Genomic DNA, 19,597 nt, shown 5'->3' on the forward strand with positions numbered 1-19,597 from the left:
GTCTGTACCTTCCAGTAGCAGCAGGTTTGTTGTGTATTGGATCACATGAAGCGATGCTGCGGTGATCGTAGTGCCGTATCCGCTTTGTCCTGTTCGAACAGTTGTCGTTCTGCAGGTGGTCGCTGGACTAGACTCTGGTGCACATGAGCACTTCCGAGTCGGAAACGGTGTCCACCGACACCCCCTCGTTCGTCGATCTCGGTATCGACGAGCGTGTGCTGAAGGCCCTCGCAGACGTCGGGTACGAGACGCCGTCGCCCATTCAGGCAGCCACCATCCCGCCGTTGATGGCCGGGAACGACGTCGTCGGCCTCGCGCAGACCGGCACCGGCAAGACCGCCGCGTTCGCCGTGCCGATCCTCTCGCGCCTCGACGTCGCCAACCGGGTGCCGCAGGCGCTGGTCCTCGCGCCCACCCGCGAGCTGGCCATCCAGGTGGCCGAGGCGTTCGGCAAGTACGCCACCCACATCGAGGGCCTGCACATCCTGCCCATCTACGGCGGGCAGGCGTACGGCATCCAACTCTCCGGTCTGCGGCGCGGCGCCCACATCGTCGTCGGCACGCCCGGTCGCGTCATCGACCACCTCGAGAAGGGCACGCTGGACCTGTCGCACCTCGAGTACCTCGTGCTCGACGAGGCCGACGAGATGCTGAAGATGGGATTCCAGGAGGACGTCGAGCGCATCCTCGCGGACACCCCCGAGTACAAGCAGGTGGCGCTGTTCTCGGCCACCATGCCGTCGGCGATCCGCAAGATCTCGCAGCAGTACCTGCACGATCCGGTCGAGATCACGGTGAAGACGAAGACGTCCACCGCCCCCAACATCACGCAGCGGTACGTGCAGGTGGCGCATCAGCGCAAGCTCGACGCGTTGACGCGGATCTTCGAGGTCGAGGACTTCGAGGCGATGATCATCTTCGTCCGCACCAAGCAGGCCACGGAGGAGCTCGCCGAGAAATTGCGGGCGCGGGGCTACTCGGCCGCCGCCATCAACGGTGACATCGTGCAGGCCCAGCGCGAGCGGACCATCGGTCAGCTCAAGAACGGTGCGCTCGACGTGCTCGTCGCCACCGACGTCGCGGCCCGCGGTCTCGACGTCGAGCGGATCTCGCACGTCGTCAACTACGACATCCCGCACGACACCGAGTCTTACGTGCACCGCATCGGGCGGACCGGTCGCGCCGGGCGCGCGGGCGAGGCGCTGCTGTTCGTCGCGCCGCGGGAGCGTCATCTGCTCAAGGCCATCGAGAAGGCGACGCGGCAGCCCATCACCGAGATGCAGCTGCCGAGCGTCGACGACGTCAACGCGCAGCGCGTGGCCAAGTTCGCCGACTCCATCACCCAGTCGCTGTCCTCGACGTCGCTCGGGCTGTTCCGTCGACTCATCGAGGACTACGAGCGCGAGCACGACGTGCCGCTCGCGGACATCGCCGCGGCGCTGGCGACGCAGTCGCGGGACGGCGACGCGTTTCTCATGTCGCCCGAGCCGCCGCCCCCGCCGCGGGAGAAGCGCGAGCGCCCCGAGCGCAAGTTCGACGATCGGGACGCACCGCCGTTGCGCAAGTCTCGCAAGGGCGATCAGGATCTGGCGGTGTACCGGATCAGCGTCGGCAAGCGGCACAAGGTGGCGCCCGGTGCCATCGTCGGTGCCATCGCCAACGAGGGCGGGCTGCGGCGCAGCGACTTCGGGCACATCAGCATCCGGCCGGATCACAGCCTGGTCGAGCTCCCGGCGGATCTCGCGGACGAGACGTTGGAAGCGTTGCGCCGCACCAGGATCAGCGGCGTGCTCATTCAGCTGCAGCGCGACGGCGGACCGCCCCGCGGCAAGCACTGACACCAGCGCACCCCCGCGAGATTCTCGCGGGGGTGCGGTGCATCAGCTCTTCTGCAACGCCGAGGGATGCGCGTCGGTGTCGACGCCGGGGACTCCGCGGCCGCGGATCGACGCGCCCGCCGTCTCGGCGACGAAGAGCAGTGCGATCAGTCCGACGACGCAGGCGCCCATCATGTAGAACGCCGGGACGAGATCGTTGCCGGTCCGTTCGACGAGCCACTCGTTGGCCGCCGGCGCCGTGCCACCGAACAACGAGGTCGACACGTTGTAGGCGATGGCGAAGCCGGCGAACCGGACGTGCGTCGGGAACATGGCCGGGAACGTCGCCGAGATGGTCGAGAGCTGCAGGACGTAGAGCAGGCCCAGCACGGTGAACGCGACGATGGCCCAGCCGAAGTTGACCGTCATCAGCATGTACATCGGGATCGCGAAGATCAGCAGTCCGACCATCGAGACGAGCCACAGTGGCTTGCGCCCCACCTTGTCCGACAGTGCTCCGGCGAACGGAATGACGAGCATCATGGCGAACTGCCCGATGACGACGAGGAACAGCGACGACGTGCTCGACAGGCCGATCCGGCTCTCCAGATAGGTCGGCATGTAGCTCAGCAGGGTGTAGTTGCAGACGTTGAGCGCGACGACGAGGCCCATAAGCGTGAGGATCGGTCGCCAGTAGGTGGCGATCAGTTCGCGGAACTGGGTGGACGTCTTGTGCTCCACCGCGTCCTCGTTCTCGAGTTCACGGAACACCGGGGTGTCCTCGAGCTTGGACCGCATGTAGAGCCCGATGAGCGCCAGCGGCCCGGCGACGAAGAACGGCAGGCGCCAGCCCCACGTGTCCATGAACGCGTCGGTGGAGAGCAGGTCGACGGCCAGCACCACGAGGGCGCCGAGGGAGAAGCCGCCGAGTGTGCCGAACTCGAGGAAGCTGCCGTAGAAGCCGCGCTTGCGGTCGGGGGAGTACTCGGCCATGAAGGTGGCTGCGCCGCCGTACTCACCGCCGGTGGAGAAGCCCTGGATCATCCGCAGGATCACCAGCAGAACCGGTGCCCAGAAGCCGATCGAGGCGTAACTCGGGATGACACCGATGAGGAAGGTCGCGGTGCCCATCAGGATGATGGTCAGTGCGAGGACGTGCTTGCGGCCGAGACGGTCCCCCAGTGGTCCCCAGACGAGGCCGCCGAGCGGACGCACGAGGAAGGACACCGCGAAGATGCCCAGCGTCAGCAGGGTGGCGGACTCGAGGTCGTCCGGGAAGAACGCGCGGGAGATGTACGTGGCCGTGTAGGCGTACACGCCGTAGTCGAACCACTCGGTCGCGTTGCCCATCGCCGAGGCGCCGATCGCGCGCCGGAGAACCCCGGGCGGAGCGTCCTTCAGCGCCGGTGTCGGGTTGTCGACAGAACCTGATTCGGAAGTACTCACTCACCCAGACCTACCGAAGTCGTGGCCGAACCTCAGCATCGAGAGGGGCGATCGGTCTCTTCGTTATCGAGTCGTTACGGCGCCCGGGTTGCCGCGACAGTGGCCGTTCGGCACCGGAAACCACCTCTCACCTGGTCCTCGCACGGACCGTCGTCGTCAGTGTCGCGGCGCGGGAGCGGCGGCATCCGATCTCGGGCACTGTCGGCAGCCTCGGCGCCGTCCGCGCAGGCATGACTGCTGCCTCGGCGCTGCTCGTCTTTCCACTGCTCAGCTAGGTTGTGGACGGATAGATTGTGGTCGGACAGGTCGTGGTTCGGGGGACACGCTCACGCGCGGTGGTCGAGGAGGACGAGTCGATGGTGTCGACGCCCGTTCCCCCACGACTGACCGCTGCGGCGCTGGACCGATCGCGCCTCGGTGGGCCCGTCCGGTCGCCGGGGCGCTACCTGGCGGCGTCGTTCACGGTGGCCGCCGTGGTGCTGGCCGTCTACCTGATCGTGCCCGCATCGATCCGGACCGGCGTCTTCGCGGTGGGCGCCATCGGCTGCATGGTCGTGGTCCTGGTCGGCCTGCGGCGCAACAGCCCGACCGACACGTACGCCTGGCGGTGCATGCTCGGCGCGGCGACGTCCTTCCTGGTGGGCCTGTCCGCGCGGAGCGTGCGCGCGGACCTGCCCTCGGCGATCCGGCTGCTGCCGGAGGTACTGGTGTTGCTCGGCTACCTGCTGCTCGTCCTCGGCATCGTCGGCTGGTCGCGGCGAGGGGGCAACTCGCGGCCCACCCCGACCATCATCGACGCGGTCCTGGTCACGCTGGGCATGACGTTCGTGTCCTGGGTGCTGCTGGTGGCTCCGGTCCTCTCGACCACGCGGGACGTGCCGTCCGTGGTGCTCAACGGGCTGTTCCCCGCGATCGACGCCGGCCTGTTCACGATGGCGTTCTTCCTGCTGTTGTCGAAGAGCCGCTTCAACGTGTCCCTGGTTCTCCTCGTCGCCGCACTGCTCGTCACCATCGTCGGCGATCTCGGCTACGCGATCGCGACGGCCCGCTCGGTCGCCCCGCCCGCGGTCGTCCTCGACGCGATGTATCTGCTCGCGTTCGTCCTGCTGGCCGCCGCGTCGCTGCATCCGTCGATGGCGTGGGTGGGTCGCGCGGGAGGTGTGACGGCCGCGCTCACCCGGCAGCGGATGACGGTGTCCGTCGCGCTCGTCGCCACCTGCGCCGCGCTGCCGCTCGTCGGCGACGCGGTGGGGACCGCGGACGTGGTGGTCCGCTCGACCTTTCTGGCCGTGATCCTGGTGGGAATGTTCGTCCGCGGTGAGCGGGCGCTGAGCCGGGTGCAGCGCAGCGAGGACAAGGCCCGCCACGACGCCACCCACGATTCGCTCACCGGTCTCCCCGATCGGTCCATGCTCGAGTCGATCCTGGAACGCGCTGCGCGGAGGCCGTCCTCGTCGGCGTCGGCCACCACCGTGCTGTTCGCGGACCTCGACAACTTCAAGGTCGTCAACGACTCGTACGGCCACCGCGCGGGCGACGAGCTCATCCAGGCGGCGGCGCAGCGCATCCGGCGCGTGGTCTCCGCCGACGAGGACGTGGTGCGGTACGCCGGCGACGAGTTCGTGGTGGTGGCGCACTGTGACCGGGCCCGTGCCGAGGAACTCGCGGAACTGCTCCTGGCCGCGTTCGCGGAACCGTTCGAGTTGAGTGTGGCGTCGCTGTACGTGAGTGTCAGCATCGGCATCGCGACGTCCTGCGGTCCCGCCGGGCTCGCGGACGATCTGGTCCGCGAGGCCGACACGGCGATGTACGACGCCAAGTTCCGCGGGCCGGCGGCCTACGCGTTCTTCGACGAGTCCCTGCGCACCGCGGCGACCCGGTCGGTCGAGCTGGGCAGCGCGCTGCGCGGCGCGGTCGCGCGCGGGGAGATGGCGGTGCACTACCAACCCATCGTGTCGCTGCGGACCCACGACGTGCTGGTCTACGAGGCCCTGGTGCGGTGGAAGCATCGCGGCCGCTGGGTGGGGCCGGACGAGTTCATCCCGGTCGCCGAGGCCACCAACATGATCTCCGAGATCGGGACCTGGGTACTCGACACGGCTCTGGGCGATCTGGTGCGACTGCGGGCGGCGGGAGCGCCGCGCATGTCGATGTCGGTGAACCTCTCCGTGCTGCAGCTGCGTGACGAGCGGCTCCCGGAGGTCGTCGCGGACCTGCTGGCGTCGCACGGTCTGGACGGGTCGGTGCTCGGGCTCGAGGTGACCGAGAGTGCCCTCATCGCCGATCCGGTGGTGGCCAATCGGGTCCTCGCGCGTCTCGCCGAGCAGGACATCGTGCTGGTGCTCGACGACTTCGGGATGGGGTACTCCTCGCTCGGTCGCCTACGAGATCTGCCCATCACCGTCATCAAGATCGACAAGTCGTTCATCGACCGCGTCCCGGTCGACGACGCGTCGGTGTCCATCGTGACGGCCATCGAGGCCATGGCCACCGCGCTGACCATGCGCACCGTCGCCGAGGGCGTGGAGACGACGGAGCAGGAGCGCATCGTCACCGAACTCGGCTGCACGTACGCGCAGGGGTACCTCTACGGCCGCCCCGCGCCCGTGGAGACGTTCCTCTCCTGACGCGTCAGCGGAGCCGTCGGCCGTGGCGGACCGGGATCGAGTTGACGGTGCGGACCGACCAGCCGTCGTCGTCGCGGACGACGACGCTCACGCCGGCGTTCGCGATGCGCGGCGCAGGGTGGCCGGTGATGGACCTCAGCACGGCCCGGATGATGCCGCCGTGTGCCACGGCGACGAGGGACCTGCCGGGGTTCTCGTCGGCCAGCAGGTCGAGTCGACGACGCCCCCGCTCGGCGAGCGCCTCGTGCGACTCGGCGCCCGGGTAGTCACCGTCGGGCCAGTACGCCCACGCCTCGTAGCCGGTCATGCCCTCGGCACGTCCGAAGCGACGTTCCATCAGGTCCTCGTGGTCGGCCGAGCGGGTGAGCCCGATGACGTGGCCGATGATGTCGGCGGTCTCCGACGCCCGCGAGAGCGGCGAGCTGACGAGGGTGTCCCACGAGTCGTCGGCCAGCGCGGCGGCCGCGGTCCGGGCCTGGCTGCGCCCGATGTCGTTGAGCGGGATGTCGGAGGAGCCCTGCAGACGCCCCTCGACGTTCCAGTCGGTCTCGCCGTGGCGCACGAGGGCCACTCGGACAGAGGTGCTCCGCGCCCGGGAGTCGAGGTGATCGGTCATGGTCGGGCCCAGAATATCGGTCGACGGCACCCCTGTCCGAGCCTGGTTACCGGAGAGTACGGTGCTAGAGATCAGCGAAGGACTTCGAAAGGTCACAGATGAACCTGGCACTCACCGATGAGGAAGCTGCGTTCCGCGACGAGATGCGAACTTTCTTCCGTACCGAGATCCCTGCCGATATCCGCGAGCGCAACGCGGCAGGCGAGGAACTCGAGCGCGAGGACATGATCACGACGCTGCAGATCCTGAACAAGCACGGCATGGCGAGCCCGCACTGGCCCGTCGAATGGGGTGGCAAGGACTGGACCCCGATGCAGCACCACATCTGGTTGGACGAGCTGCAGCTCGCGTCGGTGCCCGAGCCCCTGGCCTTCAACATCTCGATGGTGGGGCCCGTCATCGCGACCTTCGGCAGCGAGGAGCAGAAGCAGAAGTTCCTCCCGCCCACGCAGAACCTCGACATCTGGTGGTGCCAGGGCTTCTCCGAGCCCGAGGCGGGATCGGACCTCGCGTCGCTGCGCACGGTCGCTCTGCGCGACGGTGACGAGTACGTCATCAACGGTCAGAAGACGTGGACCACGCTCGGCCAGTACGCCGATTGGATCTTCGTGCTGGCGCGCACCAACCCGGACGCGCCGAAGAAGCAGGCCGGTATCTCGTTCATCCTGGTCGACCTGAAGACCCCCGGCATCACCGTGCGCCCGATCAAGCTGATCGACGGCGGCCACGAGGTCAACGAGGTCTGGTTCGAGGACGTCCGCGTCCCCGTCGAGAACCTCGTCGGCGAGGAGAACGCCGGCTGGACCTACGCCAAGTTCCTGCTGAGCAACGAGCGCACCGGCATCACGCGACTCGGCTTCACCAAGACCAAGCTGGCGCAGGCCAAGGCGCTCGCGGCCGAGACCACGGTCGGGACCGGCACGCTGCTCGACGATCCGGTCTTCGCCGCTCGGTTCGCCGAGCTCGAGAACCAGGTGCTCGCACTCGAGCTCACCCAGCTGCGCATCGTCTCCAGCTACGTCTCCGGCAAGGAGAACCCGGCGTCGTCGGTGCTCAAGCTCCGGGGCAGCGAGCTGCAGCAGCTGGCCACCGAGATCCTCACCGACGTGGCGGGACCGGACTCGCTCCCGTTCGCGGCCGGAGAGGACTCGCCGACACCGGTCTGGGCGCAGCGTGCGACCCCGACCTACCTGAACTTCCGCAAGACATCCATCTACGGCGGCTCGAACGAGGTGCAGCGCACCATCATCGCGTCCGGCATTCTCGGTCTCTAGGAGCGCACGACATGCAGTTCGAACTGGACGAAGAACAGAAGCTGCTGCGCGACACGGTGCGTGACGTGCTCGCCCGCAGTTACGACAACGAGAAGCGCAAGGCAGCGGTGGAGAGCGAGCGCGGCTGGACCGAATCGGTCTGGAAGCAGTTCGCCGAGCTGGGCCTGCTCGGCCTCAGTTTCGCCGAGGACGACGGCGGCATGGACGCCGGACCGGTCGAGACCTTCGCGGTCATGACCGAGATCGGTCGCCGCCTCGCACCCGAGCCGCTGCTGGACTGCGTGCTGATTCCGGGTGGTCTCATCACCGAGGTCGGATCGACCGATCAGCGTCAGCGCATCCTGCCGGGCGTGGCGGAGGGGCAGACCCTTCTCGCATTCGCGCATTCCGAGCCGGGCACCCGCTGGCCGGCGGCCGAGGTGTCGACGTCGGCCACCGAGGACGGTGGCTCGTGGGCACTCTCGGGTGTGAAGAACCCTGTGCTGCACGGTGACTGCGCCGATCACTTCGTGATCAGCGCGGCGCTGCCCGGCGGCGGCGTGGGCCTGTTCCTGGTCGCGGCCGATGCCGAGGGACTCACGCGCAAGACCTACCGCACCCACGACGGACTGCGCGGCGCGTCGCTCGAGCTGTCGGACGTCGCGGGCGAACCGCTCGGTGACGGCGGCGACGCCAGTGCCGCCATCGTGGCGTCCAACGTCCGTGCGCAGGCGGCTCTCGCTGCCGAGGCGCTCGGTGCGATGGAGGAGTCGCTGCGACTCACCACGGAGTACCTGAAGCAGCGCAAGCAGTTCGGTGTGCCGCTCGCCAAGTTCCAGGCACTGACGTTCCGCGCTGCGGACATGTACGTGCAGCTCGAACTGGCACGCAGCATGGCGCTCTACGCGACGATGTCGCTGGCCGACGGATCTCCGGATCCCACGGTCGCGTCGCGGGCGAAGCTGCAGATCGGACGCTCCGCCCGGCAGATCGGCCAGGAGTCGATCCAGCTGCACGGCGGAATCGGGGTGACGGACGAATACCCTGTGGGACATTACTTCTCGCGTCTCACGGCCATCGAGCACACGCTCGGCGGGGTCGATGACCACCTCCGGGTGATCACGTCGTCGCTGAAGGATCACGAGATGCTCGGCGTCTCCTAGCACCGCCTCGACGAAGGCCGGTCGCCCGCGTGGTGACCGGCCTTCGTCCTGTTCGGGGTCAGCCGACCAGGTTGATCAGCGGGGTCCCGCCGGCGAGATGCCGGATGTTGGCGACGATGTCGCGGCAGCGGCCCTCGAACGTTCGGCGCGTGATGCCGGACGAGTGCGGCGTCATCAGCACGTTCGGCAGGCTTCCGAACGGGAGTGCACTCGGCTCGCCTCGCCCGTCCGGGCCGGGGTAGCTGTACCAGACGTCGATGGCCGCGGCGCCGAGCTCGCCGGTCGCCAGCGCGTCGTGTAGCGGCCGCTCCTGCACCAGCGGCCCGCGGCCGACGTTGATCAGGACTCCCGCCGGCCCCAGCGCGCGGAGCTCGTCCGCGCCGATCATGCCGGTCGTCGCCGCGGAGAGAGGTGCCGAGACGACGACGATGTCCGACTCCGCCATCAGCCGCGGAAGTTCCGTGGCATCGCCGGCCCAGTCCAGGCCGTGAGCGGCCACGTCGACGGCTCCGCGTCCGGTCACGGCGGCGCCGAAGCAGCCGAGGGTGCGCAGCAGCGACCACGAGCGCTGCCCGATGTGGCCGAAGCCGACGAGGCCCACGCGGGCGCCCGCCGTCGCGGACGGCTGGGGCAGCGTGTCGTCGTACACCGAGGTCGACCAGACACCCTGTCGCAGTGCGTGATCCTGCGTCAGGAAGCCACGCCGCAACAGCACCGCAGACGCGAGCACGTACTCCGCGATGGAGTCCTCGTGGTGGAACGTGTTGGCCAGCAGTGTGGTCGATGGAAGGGCCGCACGGGCGACGTTGTCGACGCCGGCTCCCGCGACCTGGACGAGTCGCAGGCCCCGGCCCGCCTGCGCCATGGCCTCGGTGACCCGGCCCCCGACATGGACGTCCGCATCGGCGAGGTCGGCGACGAGCGCGTCCTCGTCGAAGCGTTCGTGCCACGACACGACGGTGACGTCCGGCATCCCCGCCTCGACGGCGTCCCGATGCGGGAGGAGGTTGCGGTCCGCGACGACGACCTTCATGCGCGCTGCAGGCAGGGGCGCTTGCTGTCGAAGGTCCAGTTCGGCACCAGGTACTGCATGCCGACCGCATCGTCTCGGGCCCCGAGGCCCTCGCGCTGGTACAGCTCGTGTGCGGCCTCGACGCGCTCCATGTCGAGGGTCACTCCGAGACCCGGCACGTCGGGGACGGTGAGGTACCCGCCCACGATGGGGAACGGATTCGTCGTGATGCGCTGGCCGTCCTGCCAGATCCAGTGCGTGTCGATGGCGGTGATCTCACCGGGAGCGGCAGCTGCGACGTGCGTGAACATGGCGAGCGAGACGTCGAAGTGGTTGTTGGAGTGCGATCCCCACGTCAGACCCCAGGCGTCGCACAGCTGCGCGACGCGGACCGATCCGTTCATCGTCCAGAAATGGGGATCCGCGAGCGGGATGTCGACGGCGCCGGATCGAATGGTGTGTCCCATCTCGCGCCAGTCGGTGGCGATCATGTTGGTGGCGGTGGGCAGGCCGGTCGCGCGCTTGAACTCGGCCATCACCTCGCGCCCGGAGAATCCGCCCTCGGGCCCGACGGGATCCTCCGCGTAGGCGAGAACGTCCCGCAGACCACGGCACGTCTCGATCGCGTCCTTCAGGAGCCATCCGCCGTTGGGGTCCAGGGTGATCCGCGCAGAGGGGAATCGTTCCGCGAGCGCACGGACCGCGTCGGCCTCCTGCGCTGCGGGGAGTACGCCGCCCTTGAGCTTGAAGTCCTGGAAGCCGTACTTCGCCTGTGCGGCTTCGGCCAACGCCACTACGGCGTCGGGCGACAGTGCCTCCTCGTGGCGCAGACGGGACCAGGCGTCGGCGGAACTGCCCTCGTCCGAGGGTGCGCGGTACGCGAGATCCGTCTTGTTCCGGTCGCCGAGGAAGAAGAGATACCCGAGCGCCTGCACTCGGTCGCGCTGGCGGCCGTCGCCGAGCAGGGCCGCGACGCTCACACCCAGGTGCTGGCCGAGCAGATCGAGCAGTGCGCTCTCGACGGCCGTCACGGCGTGCACGGCGATCCGCAGATCGAAGGTCTGGGCGCCGCGTCCACCGGAGTCGCGGTCCGCGAACGCGCGGCGCATCGCGTTGAGCACGGAGTGGTAGTTGCCGACCGAGGCGTTCTCGACGAGGACGCGGGCGTCCTCCAGGCAGCGGCGGATGGGCTCGCCACCCGGCACCTCGCCCACACCGGTGCGCCCGTCGGAGTCGGTCAGCACGACCAGGTTCCGGGTGAAGAACGGTGCATGGGCGCCGCTGAGATTCAGCAGCATGCTGTCGTGGCCGGCGACGGGAACGACGCGCATCGCGGTGACGACGGGCGTGGCATGGGAGGTTCGGACCTCGGTGACGGTGCTCACGTCGACGAGCCTAGGACGGGTGATTCATTCCCGTCCAACACCATTTGTGGATGCAGCGATGCAGGGTGAGTATTGATCGAGTGTGCCGGTGCCGAGTGCGCACATCTGCCATGAAGCGCACACCCCGTCCAGTCTGCTGTAGCGGGTGTGCGCTCATCAGAGGGTGTGTGCGCTCCCGGAAGCGCCAGCGCTGCACCCACCGCAACCGCACACCTCACACCACCGCATCGACCAGCAGCACGAGCGCACCACCCGCCGAGACGACGATGGACACCCATCGCAGCCGACGACGGTCGAGTACGCGGTTCACCCAGCGCGAGGCCACGTACCCGAGTGCGACGACGGGCAGGAGCAGGGCGCCGGTCGCCAGGGAGTGCGCGTCGAGGGAGCCGGTGACCCCCAGCGCGGCGAGCGACATCAGGGAGCCGATCAGGAAGAAGCCGCTCATGGTGCTGCGCAACGCGGCGCCGCTGCTGCCGCTCCAGATCAGCGCCATGGGTGGCCCGCCGATGGAGGTGGCCGTGCCGAGCAGTCCGGACGCGGCGCCCGCGGTCATGAGCGATCCGCGTCGCGGTGTCGGCGACCAGCCGATCGCCGTGGCCACGACGCCGAACAGCACCACTGCGCCGAGCATGATGGAGACTCCCCGCTCGGGCAGCACGACGAGCAGCGCGGCGCCGGCGATCACGCCGGGCACCCGTCCCACCAGTGCCCAGCCGGCCCCGCGCACGTCGATGCTCGTGCGCTCCCGCACCACCACCAGCGCGGTGAGCGCGGTGGCGAGCAGGATGATCGTGCCGGGCACCATCCGCGGATCGATGATGGCCAGGACGGGCGCCGCGACCATCCCCATCCCGAAGCCGATCGACGACTGGAGACACGACGCCGTGAAGATCGCGACGCCCACGACCAGCCATTCGAGGCCGGTCACGCGAGCACGGTCATACGACCACGGCGTCCGATCTCGGGTGGTGGCACTCGGCGATGTGCAGGTTCCCGAGACGCCCGACCGACGGGGGGATGCCCGTGGCGCAGACGTCCGTCGCGTGCGCGCAGCGCGTGCGGAAACGGCAGCCCGACGGCGGGTTCAGAGGCGACGGTACCTCGCCCTCCAGGAGGATGCGCGAACGCCGGGTCGAGGGATCCAGCGTCGGGGCTGCCGACATCAGCGCCTCGGTGTACGGGTGCGTGGGATGGTCGAAGACGTCGTCGGTCGGCCCGGTCTCGATGATCCGGCCGAGGTACATCACGGCGACCCGGTCGGCGACGTGTCGCACCACCGACAGGTCGTGCGAGATGAAGACGTAGCTGATGCCGAGCTCCTTCTGCAGATCCGAGAGCAGGTTCAGCACCTGCGCCTGGACCGAGAGGTCGAGGGCCGAGACGGGCTCGTCGCACACCACGACACTCGGGTCGAGTGCCAGGGCCCGGGCGATGCCGAGACGCTGGCGCTGACCACCGGAGAACTCCTGCGGGTAGCGGTGCTCGTCGCTGGGACGCAGACCGACGAGGTGCAGCAGCTCCCGGACGCGGGCGGCGCGGTCGCGCTTGGTCTTGTACATCGTGCGATGCGTGTGCCACGGCTCCGAGATTATCTCCGCCGCCGACATCCTCGAGTTGAGCGATCCGTACGGGTCCTGGAAGACCATCTGGATCCGACGACGCCACGCGAGCAGTTCCTTGCCCTTGAGGCCGAACGGGTCGACGCCGTCCCACGACACGGTGCCCGTGTCGGGTCGTTCGAGCATCATCAGCGTGCGCGCGAGTGTGGACTTGCCGCAACCGGACTCACCGACGAGGCCGAGGGTCTCGCCGCGTCGCAGCTCGAGGTCGATGCCGTCGAGTGCCCGCAGTTTCTTGTGGCCGCCGCTGCCGGCGGCGACGTCGAACGTCTTGGAGACTCCACGGACCTGGAGCAACGGTGCGGCCTGCGTGGCCGCGGCCTCACTCGCCACTGTCGTCGTAACGGACACCGGACACCTCCTCGGGGAAATGGCATGCGGTCGCACGGCTGGTGCCGGCGACACTGCGGAGCTCGGGGCGCTGCGCGACGCAGACGGCGCGCGCGATGGGGCATCGGGCCTGGTACACGCATCCCGGCGGGATGGAGTGCAGATCCGGCGGGGTGCCGCCGATGGACTTGAGGTGCTCGCCGCGCACGGTGGCGACGGGGACCGAGTCGAGCAGTCCCTTCGTGTACGGATGCTGCGGCGAGCCGAACACCTCGGCGACGGGTCCCGTCTCGACGACGGTGCCGGCGTACATGACGGCGACGTCGTCGGCTTCCTCCGCGACCAGCGCGAGGTCGTGTGTGATGAGGATGACGGCCATGTCGTGCTCGGTGCGCAGGTCGCGCAGCAACGACATGATCTGCGCTTGCACGGTGACGTCGAGAGCGGTGGTGGGCTCGTCCGCCAGCAGCACGGTGGGCCCCAGGGCGACGGCCATCGCGATGAGCAGGCGCTGACGCATACCGCCCGAGAACTGGTGCGGGTAGGAGTCGGCGCGCGACTCGGGCTCCGGGATGCCCACCCGCTCCATCAGCGAGATCGCCTCGACACGTGCAGCTTTCGCCGACATGCCGCGGTGGATGCGGAACGGTTCCGCCAACTGTGTGCCCACGGTGTAGACGGGGTTCAGTGCCGTCAGCGCGTCCTGGAAGACGATGGCGAGCTCGGTGGCGGCGATGCGGCGTCGAGTCCTGGAGTTCGCCGTCACCAGATCGGTGTCGCCGAGCATGACGGTGCCGTCGACGATGTCGGCGATCGGCTCGAGCAACCCGACGAGGGCCTGGGCCGTCATGGACTTGCCGCAGCCGGATTCGCCCAGCAGTGCGAGTGTGCGGCCGCGCTTCGCGCTGAACGACACTCCGTCGACGGCACGCACGGTGCCCGACGGGGTGCGGATCTCGACGGTCAGACCGTCGACCTCGAGCGCGGTGCGGGCGAGAGCGGGAGCACTCATCGACGTGCCTTTCTCTTCGAACGCGGGAGGGTGAGGCGCCAGCGCTGCGCCGGGTCGGTGGCGATGCGGGCCCACGCGGCCAGCACGGTCGCGGACACGGTGGTGATGACGATCGCGAGTCCGGGGAAGAACGACAGCCACCAGGCGCTCTGCAGGTAGGTGCGGCCCTGGGACACCATGAGGCCCCAGCTGATGTCGGGTGGCTGGATCCCGATGCCGAGGAAGCTGAGCGACGACTCGGCCAGCATCACGAAGCAGAAGTCGAGCGTGGCGACGGTCAGCAACGTGGGCAGCAGAATCGGCACCACGTGGCGACGGATCACCGCGCCGCTGCCGGCGCCGAACGTGCGGGCCGCGTCGACGAAAACTCGCGATCGGAGTTCCGCGCTCTCGGCGCGGGCCGTGCGGAGGTAGATCGGGATGCGGGTGATGGTCAGGATCAGCACGATGTTCGCGGCGCTGGGGGAGAAGACGTACAGCACGACGACGGCCATCAGCAACGACGGGAAGCTCATGATGACGTCGGCGACGCGCATGGCGGCGGTCTCGCGCCAGCCGCGGTGGTAACCGGCCCACATGCCGATGATCGAGCCGATGATGCCGGACAGGATGACTGCGGGGATCGCGACCGACAGCGTGGTCCGGCTGGCGAGGATCAGGCGGGCGAGCATGCTGCGGCCGAGCGGATCGGTGCCGAGGATGTTCATGAAGCCGGTGTCGAGGGAGAACGGTGCCAGGTTGGATCGATCGAGGTCCTGACGGGTGGCGGCGTCGCCGACCAGCATGGGACCGAAGATCGCGGTGAGGAAGACGAGCACCAGGATGCTCGCCGCGATGGTGGCGACGCGGTCCCGCAGCAGCAGACGCCACAGCGGCATGGAGGTCGTGCGCGAGGGCGCCGCGGACGCGGCGTCCGGGGTGGGCGGCAGCACCGGGGGAACCGGAACGCCCGAGCTGTCCTTGCTTGCTTCGAGTGTCATGGGTGTACCTCTCAGACCTTGGCCTTGTCGCGAACCCGTGCGTCGAGCAGCGCGTAGCACGCGTCGATCACGATGTTCAGAACGAAGATGCTCACGGCCGTCAGGAGGACGGCTGCTTGGAGGACGGCGAAGTCGCGCTGCAGGATCGCGTCGATCATCAACTTGCCGATGCCGGGCCACCCGAAGATGGCCTCGACCACGACGGCGCCGTTCACCAGGCCGACGGTGAGGTCGCCGGCGACGGTCAGCGCGGGTGCCGCGGCGTTGCGCAGCGCATGGTGGGTGACGACGCGCAGGTCGCCGGCACCCTTGCTGCGAGCGAGGCGGACGTACGGGGCGGAGAGGGCGGAGACCATCGCGCCGCGGACCACCTGGGTGAGCACGCCGAGCGGACGGATGAGCAGTGTCGCGATGGGGAGCACCCATGCGACGGCGCCCCCGGTGCCGGAGGTCGGCAGGACACCGAGCACCACGGCGAAGATCCAGACGCCGGTGATGGCGAACCAGAAGTCGGGGATGCTCGCGGCCGTCATGGACAGCAGGCTCGAGAACCGGTCGGCGAGAGAGTTGGGACGGTACGCGGCCCAGCAGCCGATGACGATCGAACCGATCACGGCGAGGAGCATCGTGACGAACGCGAGCTGCAGGGTGGCGGGGAAGGCGCGCAACGCCATGGTGGACGCGGCTTCGCCCGTCCGGAGCGACTCACCGAAGTCGAGGTGCAGCACGCCGCCGAAGTAGTCGGCCATCTGTGTCCACACGGACTGGTCGAAGCCGTTCTGGGCGGCGAACGCCTCGCGCTGGGCGGGTGTCGCCGACTCGGGAAGGTAGAGGCTGGTCGGATCACCGGTCAGACGAGCGAGGAAGAAGACGCCGATGAGGACGACCAGAAGTGGGACGAGGCTGGTGTAGACGCGGCGTCGCAGAAAGGCGAACATGGCGGTCACTCCCTTCCGGAGGAGGGGCTGGTCGGCCTCTCGGTCGAGGTGGGCTGCTGGTCGGGGTCGTGATCAGTCGGTCGCATCGGAACTCCGGGTCATCTCGGCCAGTCGCATCTCGTCGACGGTGGCGGAATCGGGGGTGTAGTCGATGCGCGGGTCCTTGGCCAACACACCGTTCATGTGCGCGATGTACGCCATCTGCGTGATCTCCTCGGGTTCACGGGCGAAGAGATCGGCGAACGCGGTCTGTCGCTCCTCGTCGGTCAGCGATTCGGCCTCGTCGATTCCCTCGTCGAAGTCGGTTGTGCCGTAGGAGCTCTGGAAGCCGTCGCTGCGCATGTACTGATCCATCGTGAACGCGGCGTCGCCGGCCTGATTGCCGTGCTGGATCACCAGCAGGTAGGGCCCGACGTTCGGGAACGGCCGTTCCTGGAACTCGGCGGTGGCCGCCGTGTCCTTCATCTCGATCTTCACGTTCAGGCCGATGCCGGCCAGCGCGTTCTGGATGACCTCGACGGTCTCGTTGATCTTCGGGAACTGCCCGGTGCGGCCGATGAGGCGGATCTCGGTGTCGACGGGAACACCGTCGGCGCGAGCCTCGTCGATGAGGGCCTTGCCCTTCTCCATGTCGTACGGCCACGGGGTGAGCTCGTCGTTGTAGCCGACGACGCCGTCCGCGATGAGTTGCGCAGCGGGCGCTCCCATTCCGCGGAACAGAGCCTTGACGATGCCCGCGCGGTTGATGGCGTAGTTGATCGCCTCGCGCACGCGCTGATCGTCGAGTGGCGGTGTGGTGGCCTGCATCCGCAAGGCGGTGGTCTCGTTGTTCGGGAAGGCGACACCGAGGTCGCCGGCTCCGTCCTCGGGGCCGAGGCCGGTCGCGATGTCCGCCTCGCCGTTGGTGACCATGGCGGCGCGGACGCTGCCCTCGGTACGCCACTGGTAGACGGCCCGCGTGAATTCCGGTGCGTCGCCCCAGTAGGTGTCGTTGCGCACCAGGGAGAGTCGCTGGCCGTAGTCCCACGAGTCGATGCGGTACGGGCCGGTACCGATCGGCTCGCGGGTCCGCTCGGCGCTACCGACCTCGCTCTTGACCATCTCGATGAACGAGAGCCGAAGCGGCAGAATCGGATCGGGAGTCGGCGAGGCGACGGTCAACGTCGTCGGATCCACGGCGCGGACGGTGAGGTCGTCGTCGCCGAAGACGTATCCCTCGACGTTGCAGGCCAGATCGGAGTTCACGGCGCGATCGACCGACACGGCGGCGTCCTCGGCGTCGAACGGTGTGCCGTCGCTGAAGGTGACGTCGTCGCGCAGGCGGATCGTCCACTCGGTGTCCGACGTGCGCTCCCACGACGTGGCGAGCTTCGGTTCGAGGTCACCCGTGGTGGGGTCACGCTCGATCATGGGTTCGGTGATGTTGGACCGCGTGACCACGCCGATGGCCGTCAGCGAGACATCGCACGGCTCCAGGGTCGGTGGTTCCTGCGGCAGCACGATCCGGACGGTGTCGGGACTCGCGGCGTCTCCGCTGTCCGAGTTCGCGACGGTGCATCCGGTGAGGAGTGCGGTCGCGGCGATCACCGACACCAGGGATGTGGCGCGGGTGGATCTCATGGATTCCTCCAAGCTGAGGGGGCTTCACCGGGTGCGAGGTGTCGGGGCTGACGACGCACGCCGAGTGGAGCCGATGGACCGCCTGTGACGGTAGACACACGGTAGGAGTGGGGGGAGTGACCGTCAACAGGCGATCGGCCGGGAAATCGCAGTTCGGGGCCGATTTCGGGCTCGCCGTGACGGCGTCGAGCGGTCCGCATCACACTGCCGAGGCTCTGACCTGCTGCGTCACGGGAAGACACGATATCAATACCGGAAGAGTATGGATCCATGCTAATTGCGTGTTGGACCGGTATTCGTCGGCCGACATACGATCACCGCAGACGATGGCCGTCGCTCCCGGTGGCCGTCGCACGGTGAAGGAGGCGGCATGACCGACGGTGGAACGCCGAGCTCGAACGGATCGGCATCGAGTCCCGATGAGGCGCAGCGATTTTCGCGCGTTCTCCGGGTCGGCGGACTCAAGCCTTCGCTCATGGAGACACTCGAGGCCGGCGGCGCGCTGGTGCTGCCGGACGACGATCGCGACGAAGTGCTCGGCCGGCACGCCGACGAGATCGTCGCCGTCGTGACGTCCGGCCGTGTCGGCGTCAAGGCGGACCTCATGGACCGCCTGCCCGCGCTGCGCGCGATCGTCCACTTCGGAGTCGGGTACGACGGCACCGATGCCGAGGAGGCCCGCCGCCGCGGCATCGGTGTCAGCAACACGCCGGACGTCCTCACCGACGCCGTCGCCGACACCGCCCTCGGGCTGCTCATCGACACCCTCCGCGGCTTCTCCGCCGCCGACCGCTACGTGCGCGCGGGCGAGTGGACCACCAAGCCCATGCCGCCGTTGGCGCGGCAGGTCAGCGGATCTCGGGTCGGCATCCTCGGTCTCGGGCGCATCGGCGGCGCCATCGCGCACCGCCTCGAGGCCTTCGGCTGCACCATCGACTACCACAACCGCAACGTCGTCGAGTCGAGTCCGTACCGGTACCACTCGTCTCCGCGCGAACTCGCTGCGGCAGTGGACGTTCTGGTCGTGGCCGCAGCCGGCGGACCGGAGACGCAGCAGCTCGTCGACAGGGAGACGCTGGACGCACTGGGGCCGGACGGCGTCCTGATCAACGTGGCTCGCGGCAGCGTCGTGGACGAGGACGCCCTCGTCGAGGCGCTGCAGAGCGGACGGTTGGCCGGCGCCGGGCTCGACGTCTTCGCCCACGAACCCGAGGTGCCGGACGCGCTTCGCGCCCTCGACACCGTGGTGCTGCTTCCCCATGTCGGGAGTGCCACGGTGCAGACTCGCGCCGCGATGGAAGCACTCACCCTCGAGAACCTGAACTCGTTCCTCGCCGACGGCACGCTCGTGACGCCGGTCTTCCAGCCCGATCAGAAGGAGACCCGATGAGCGTCGTCGTGGGATATGCGGACACCGTCGAGGATCGCAACGCACTGCCGTTCGCGTTCCGCGAGGCCAAGATGCGCGGTACCGACGTCACCGTCGTGGTCGACGGTGATCGCAGTGCGGTCGACGAGCTGATCATGGCTGCCCGCACCGACTCCGGCGCCGACGGCGTGGCGGCACGGGTGGCGGAACCGGTACCCGGCCGCTCGCACGCCGACAACCTCGTCGACATGTCCTACGAGCCGGACGTCGAGCTCCTCGTCATCGGCGTGCGTCGCCGCTCACCCGTCGGAAAGCTGTTGCTCGGCAGCCTGTCTCAGCGTGTCCTGCTCGACGCACACTGCCCGGTCGTGGCCGTCAAGCCGCCGGTCGAGGTCGCGCACTAGTTC

At 68.7% G+C, this 19,597-nt stretch carries 16 protein-coding genes; 6 read left to right on the forward strand and 10 right to left on the reverse strand.

What is annotated here, in order from left to right; all coding sequences use genetic code 11:
- Positions 1–143: 143 nt before the first annotated feature.
- Positions 144–1,838: a DEAD/DEAH box helicase gene (locus HQ312_RS16865; RefSeq protein ID WP_051613107.1), complete on the forward strand. Its 1,695-nt coding sequence runs from the start codon at positions 144–146 to the stop codon at positions 1,836–1,838.
- 42 nt (positions 1,839–1,880) lie between these two features.
- Here HQ312_RS16865 and HQ312_RS16870 read toward each other — a convergent pair whose 3' ends face one another.
- On the reverse strand, positions 1,881–3,167 hold the full coding sequence (locus HQ312_RS16870) for an MFS transporter (protein WP_081821135.1): 1,287 nt from the start codon (positions 3,165–3,167) through the stop codon (positions 1,881–1,883).
- 431 nt (positions 3,168–3,598) lie between these two features.
- Between HQ312_RS16870 and HQ312_RS22250 the strand changes: the two genes are divergently transcribed.
- The gene (locus tag HQ312_RS22250) at positions 3,599–5,890 is read left to right on the forward strand and encodes a bifunctional diguanylate cyclase/phosphodiesterase (RefSeq protein ID WP_222639428.1); all 2,292 of its coding nucleotides are present in this window, start codon (positions 3,599–3,601) and stop codon (positions 5,888–5,890) included.
- Positions 5,891–5,894: 4 nt separating this feature from the next.
- Here HQ312_RS22250 and HQ312_RS16880 read toward each other — a convergent pair whose 3' ends face one another.
- Positions 5,895–6,506: a histidine phosphatase family protein gene (locus HQ312_RS16880; protein WP_056441939.1), complete on the reverse strand. Its 612-nt coding sequence runs from the start codon at positions 6,504–6,506 to the stop codon at positions 5,895–5,897.
- Between the two features lie 98 nt (positions 6,507–6,604).
- On the opposite strand from HQ312_RS16880, the gene HQ312_RS16885 reads away from it, so the two are divergent.
- Together HQ312_RS16885 and HQ312_RS16890 are read left to right on the forward strand one after the other, a co-directional pair.
- On the forward strand, positions 6,605–7,780 hold the full coding sequence (locus tag HQ312_RS16885) for an acyl-CoA dehydrogenase family protein (RefSeq protein ID WP_027504702.1): 1,176 nt from the start codon (positions 6,605–6,607) through the stop codon (positions 7,778–7,780).
- An 11-nt stretch (positions 7,781–7,791) separates the two neighbouring features.
- Positions 7,792–8,922, forward strand: coding sequence for an acyl-CoA dehydrogenase family protein (locus HQ312_RS16890; RefSeq protein ID WP_222639430.1), 1,131 nt, complete (start codon positions 7,792–7,794; stop codon positions 8,920–8,922).
- Positions 8,923–8,980: 58 nt separating this feature from the next.
- On the opposite strand, the gene HQ312_RS16895 is transcribed toward HQ312_RS16890, so the two are convergent.
- The 8 genes from HQ312_RS16895 to HQ312_RS16930 form a co-directional block, all read right to left on the reverse strand.
- On the reverse strand, positions 8,981–9,955 hold the full coding sequence (locus tag HQ312_RS16895) for a 2-hydroxyacid dehydrogenase (RefSeq protein WP_222639433.1): 975 nt from the start codon (positions 9,953–9,955) through the stop codon (positions 8,981–8,983).
- Positions 9,952–11,265, reverse strand: coding sequence for an enolase C-terminal domain-like protein (locus HQ312_RS16900; RefSeq protein ID WP_222639589.1), 1,314 nt, complete (start codon positions 11,263–11,265; stop codon positions 9,952–9,954). The genes HQ312_RS16895 and HQ312_RS16900 overlap by 4 nt, the downstream gene beginning before the upstream one ends.
- Before the next feature lie 268 nt (positions 11,266–11,533).
- Positions 11,534–12,250 (reverse strand): sulfite exporter TauE/SafE family protein, encoded by a 717-nt coding sequence (locus tag HQ312_RS16905; protein ID WP_222631617.1) that lies wholly within the window; start codon positions 12,248–12,250, stop codon positions 11,534–11,536.
- A 10-nt stretch (positions 12,251–12,260) separates the two neighbouring features.
- Positions 12,261–13,292 carry a dipeptide ABC transporter ATP-binding protein gene (locus HQ312_RS16910; protein ID WP_308123919.1) on the reverse strand — a complete coding sequence of 344 codons (1,032 nt, stop codon included), beginning with the start codon at positions 13,290–13,292 and terminating at the stop codon, positions 12,261–12,263.
- Complete coding sequence (locus HQ312_RS16915) at positions 13,264–14,283, reverse strand: ABC transporter ATP-binding protein (RefSeq protein ID WP_027504708.1); 1,020 nt, start codon at positions 14,281–14,283, stop codon at positions 13,264–13,266. The genes HQ312_RS16910 and HQ312_RS16915 overlap by 29 nt, the downstream gene beginning before the upstream one ends.
- Positions 14,280–15,263 (reverse strand): ABC transporter permease, encoded by a 984-nt coding sequence (locus tag HQ312_RS16920; protein WP_231476222.1) that lies wholly within the window; start codon positions 15,261–15,263, stop codon positions 14,280–14,282. Before HQ312_RS16920 ends, HQ312_RS16915 begins: the two co-directional genes overlap by 4 nt.
- An 11-nt stretch (positions 15,264–15,274) precedes the next feature.
- Complete coding sequence (locus tag HQ312_RS16925) at positions 15,275–16,201, reverse strand: ABC transporter permease (RefSeq protein ID WP_027504709.1); 927 nt, start codon at positions 16,199–16,201, stop codon at positions 15,275–15,277.
- 72 nt (positions 16,202–16,273) lie between these two features.
- On the reverse strand, positions 16,274–17,821 hold the full coding sequence (locus HQ312_RS16930) for an ABC transporter substrate-binding protein (RefSeq protein WP_222639436.1): 1,548 nt from the start codon (positions 17,819–17,821) through the stop codon (positions 16,274–16,276).
- Between the two features lie 370 nt (positions 17,822–18,191).
- Between HQ312_RS16930 and HQ312_RS16935 the strand changes: the two genes are divergently transcribed.
- Complete coding sequence (locus tag HQ312_RS16935; protein WP_222639438.1) at positions 18,192–19,211, forward strand: 2-hydroxyacid dehydrogenase; 1,020 nt, start codon at positions 18,192–18,194, stop codon at positions 19,209–19,211.
- Positions 19,208–19,594 (forward strand): universal stress protein, encoded by a 387-nt coding sequence (locus HQ312_RS16940; RefSeq protein WP_027504712.1) that lies wholly within the window; start codon positions 19,208–19,210, stop codon positions 19,592–19,594. The genes HQ312_RS16935 and HQ312_RS16940 overlap by 4 nt, the downstream gene beginning before the upstream one ends.
- Positions 19,595–19,597: the final 3 nt, after the last annotated feature.

Origin of the sequence: Rhodococcus sp. BP-316, from assembly GCF_019836105.1 — a bacterium.
Classification (GTDB): Bacteria; Actinomycetota; Actinomycetes; order Mycobacteriales; family Mycobacteriaceae; genus Rhodococcoides.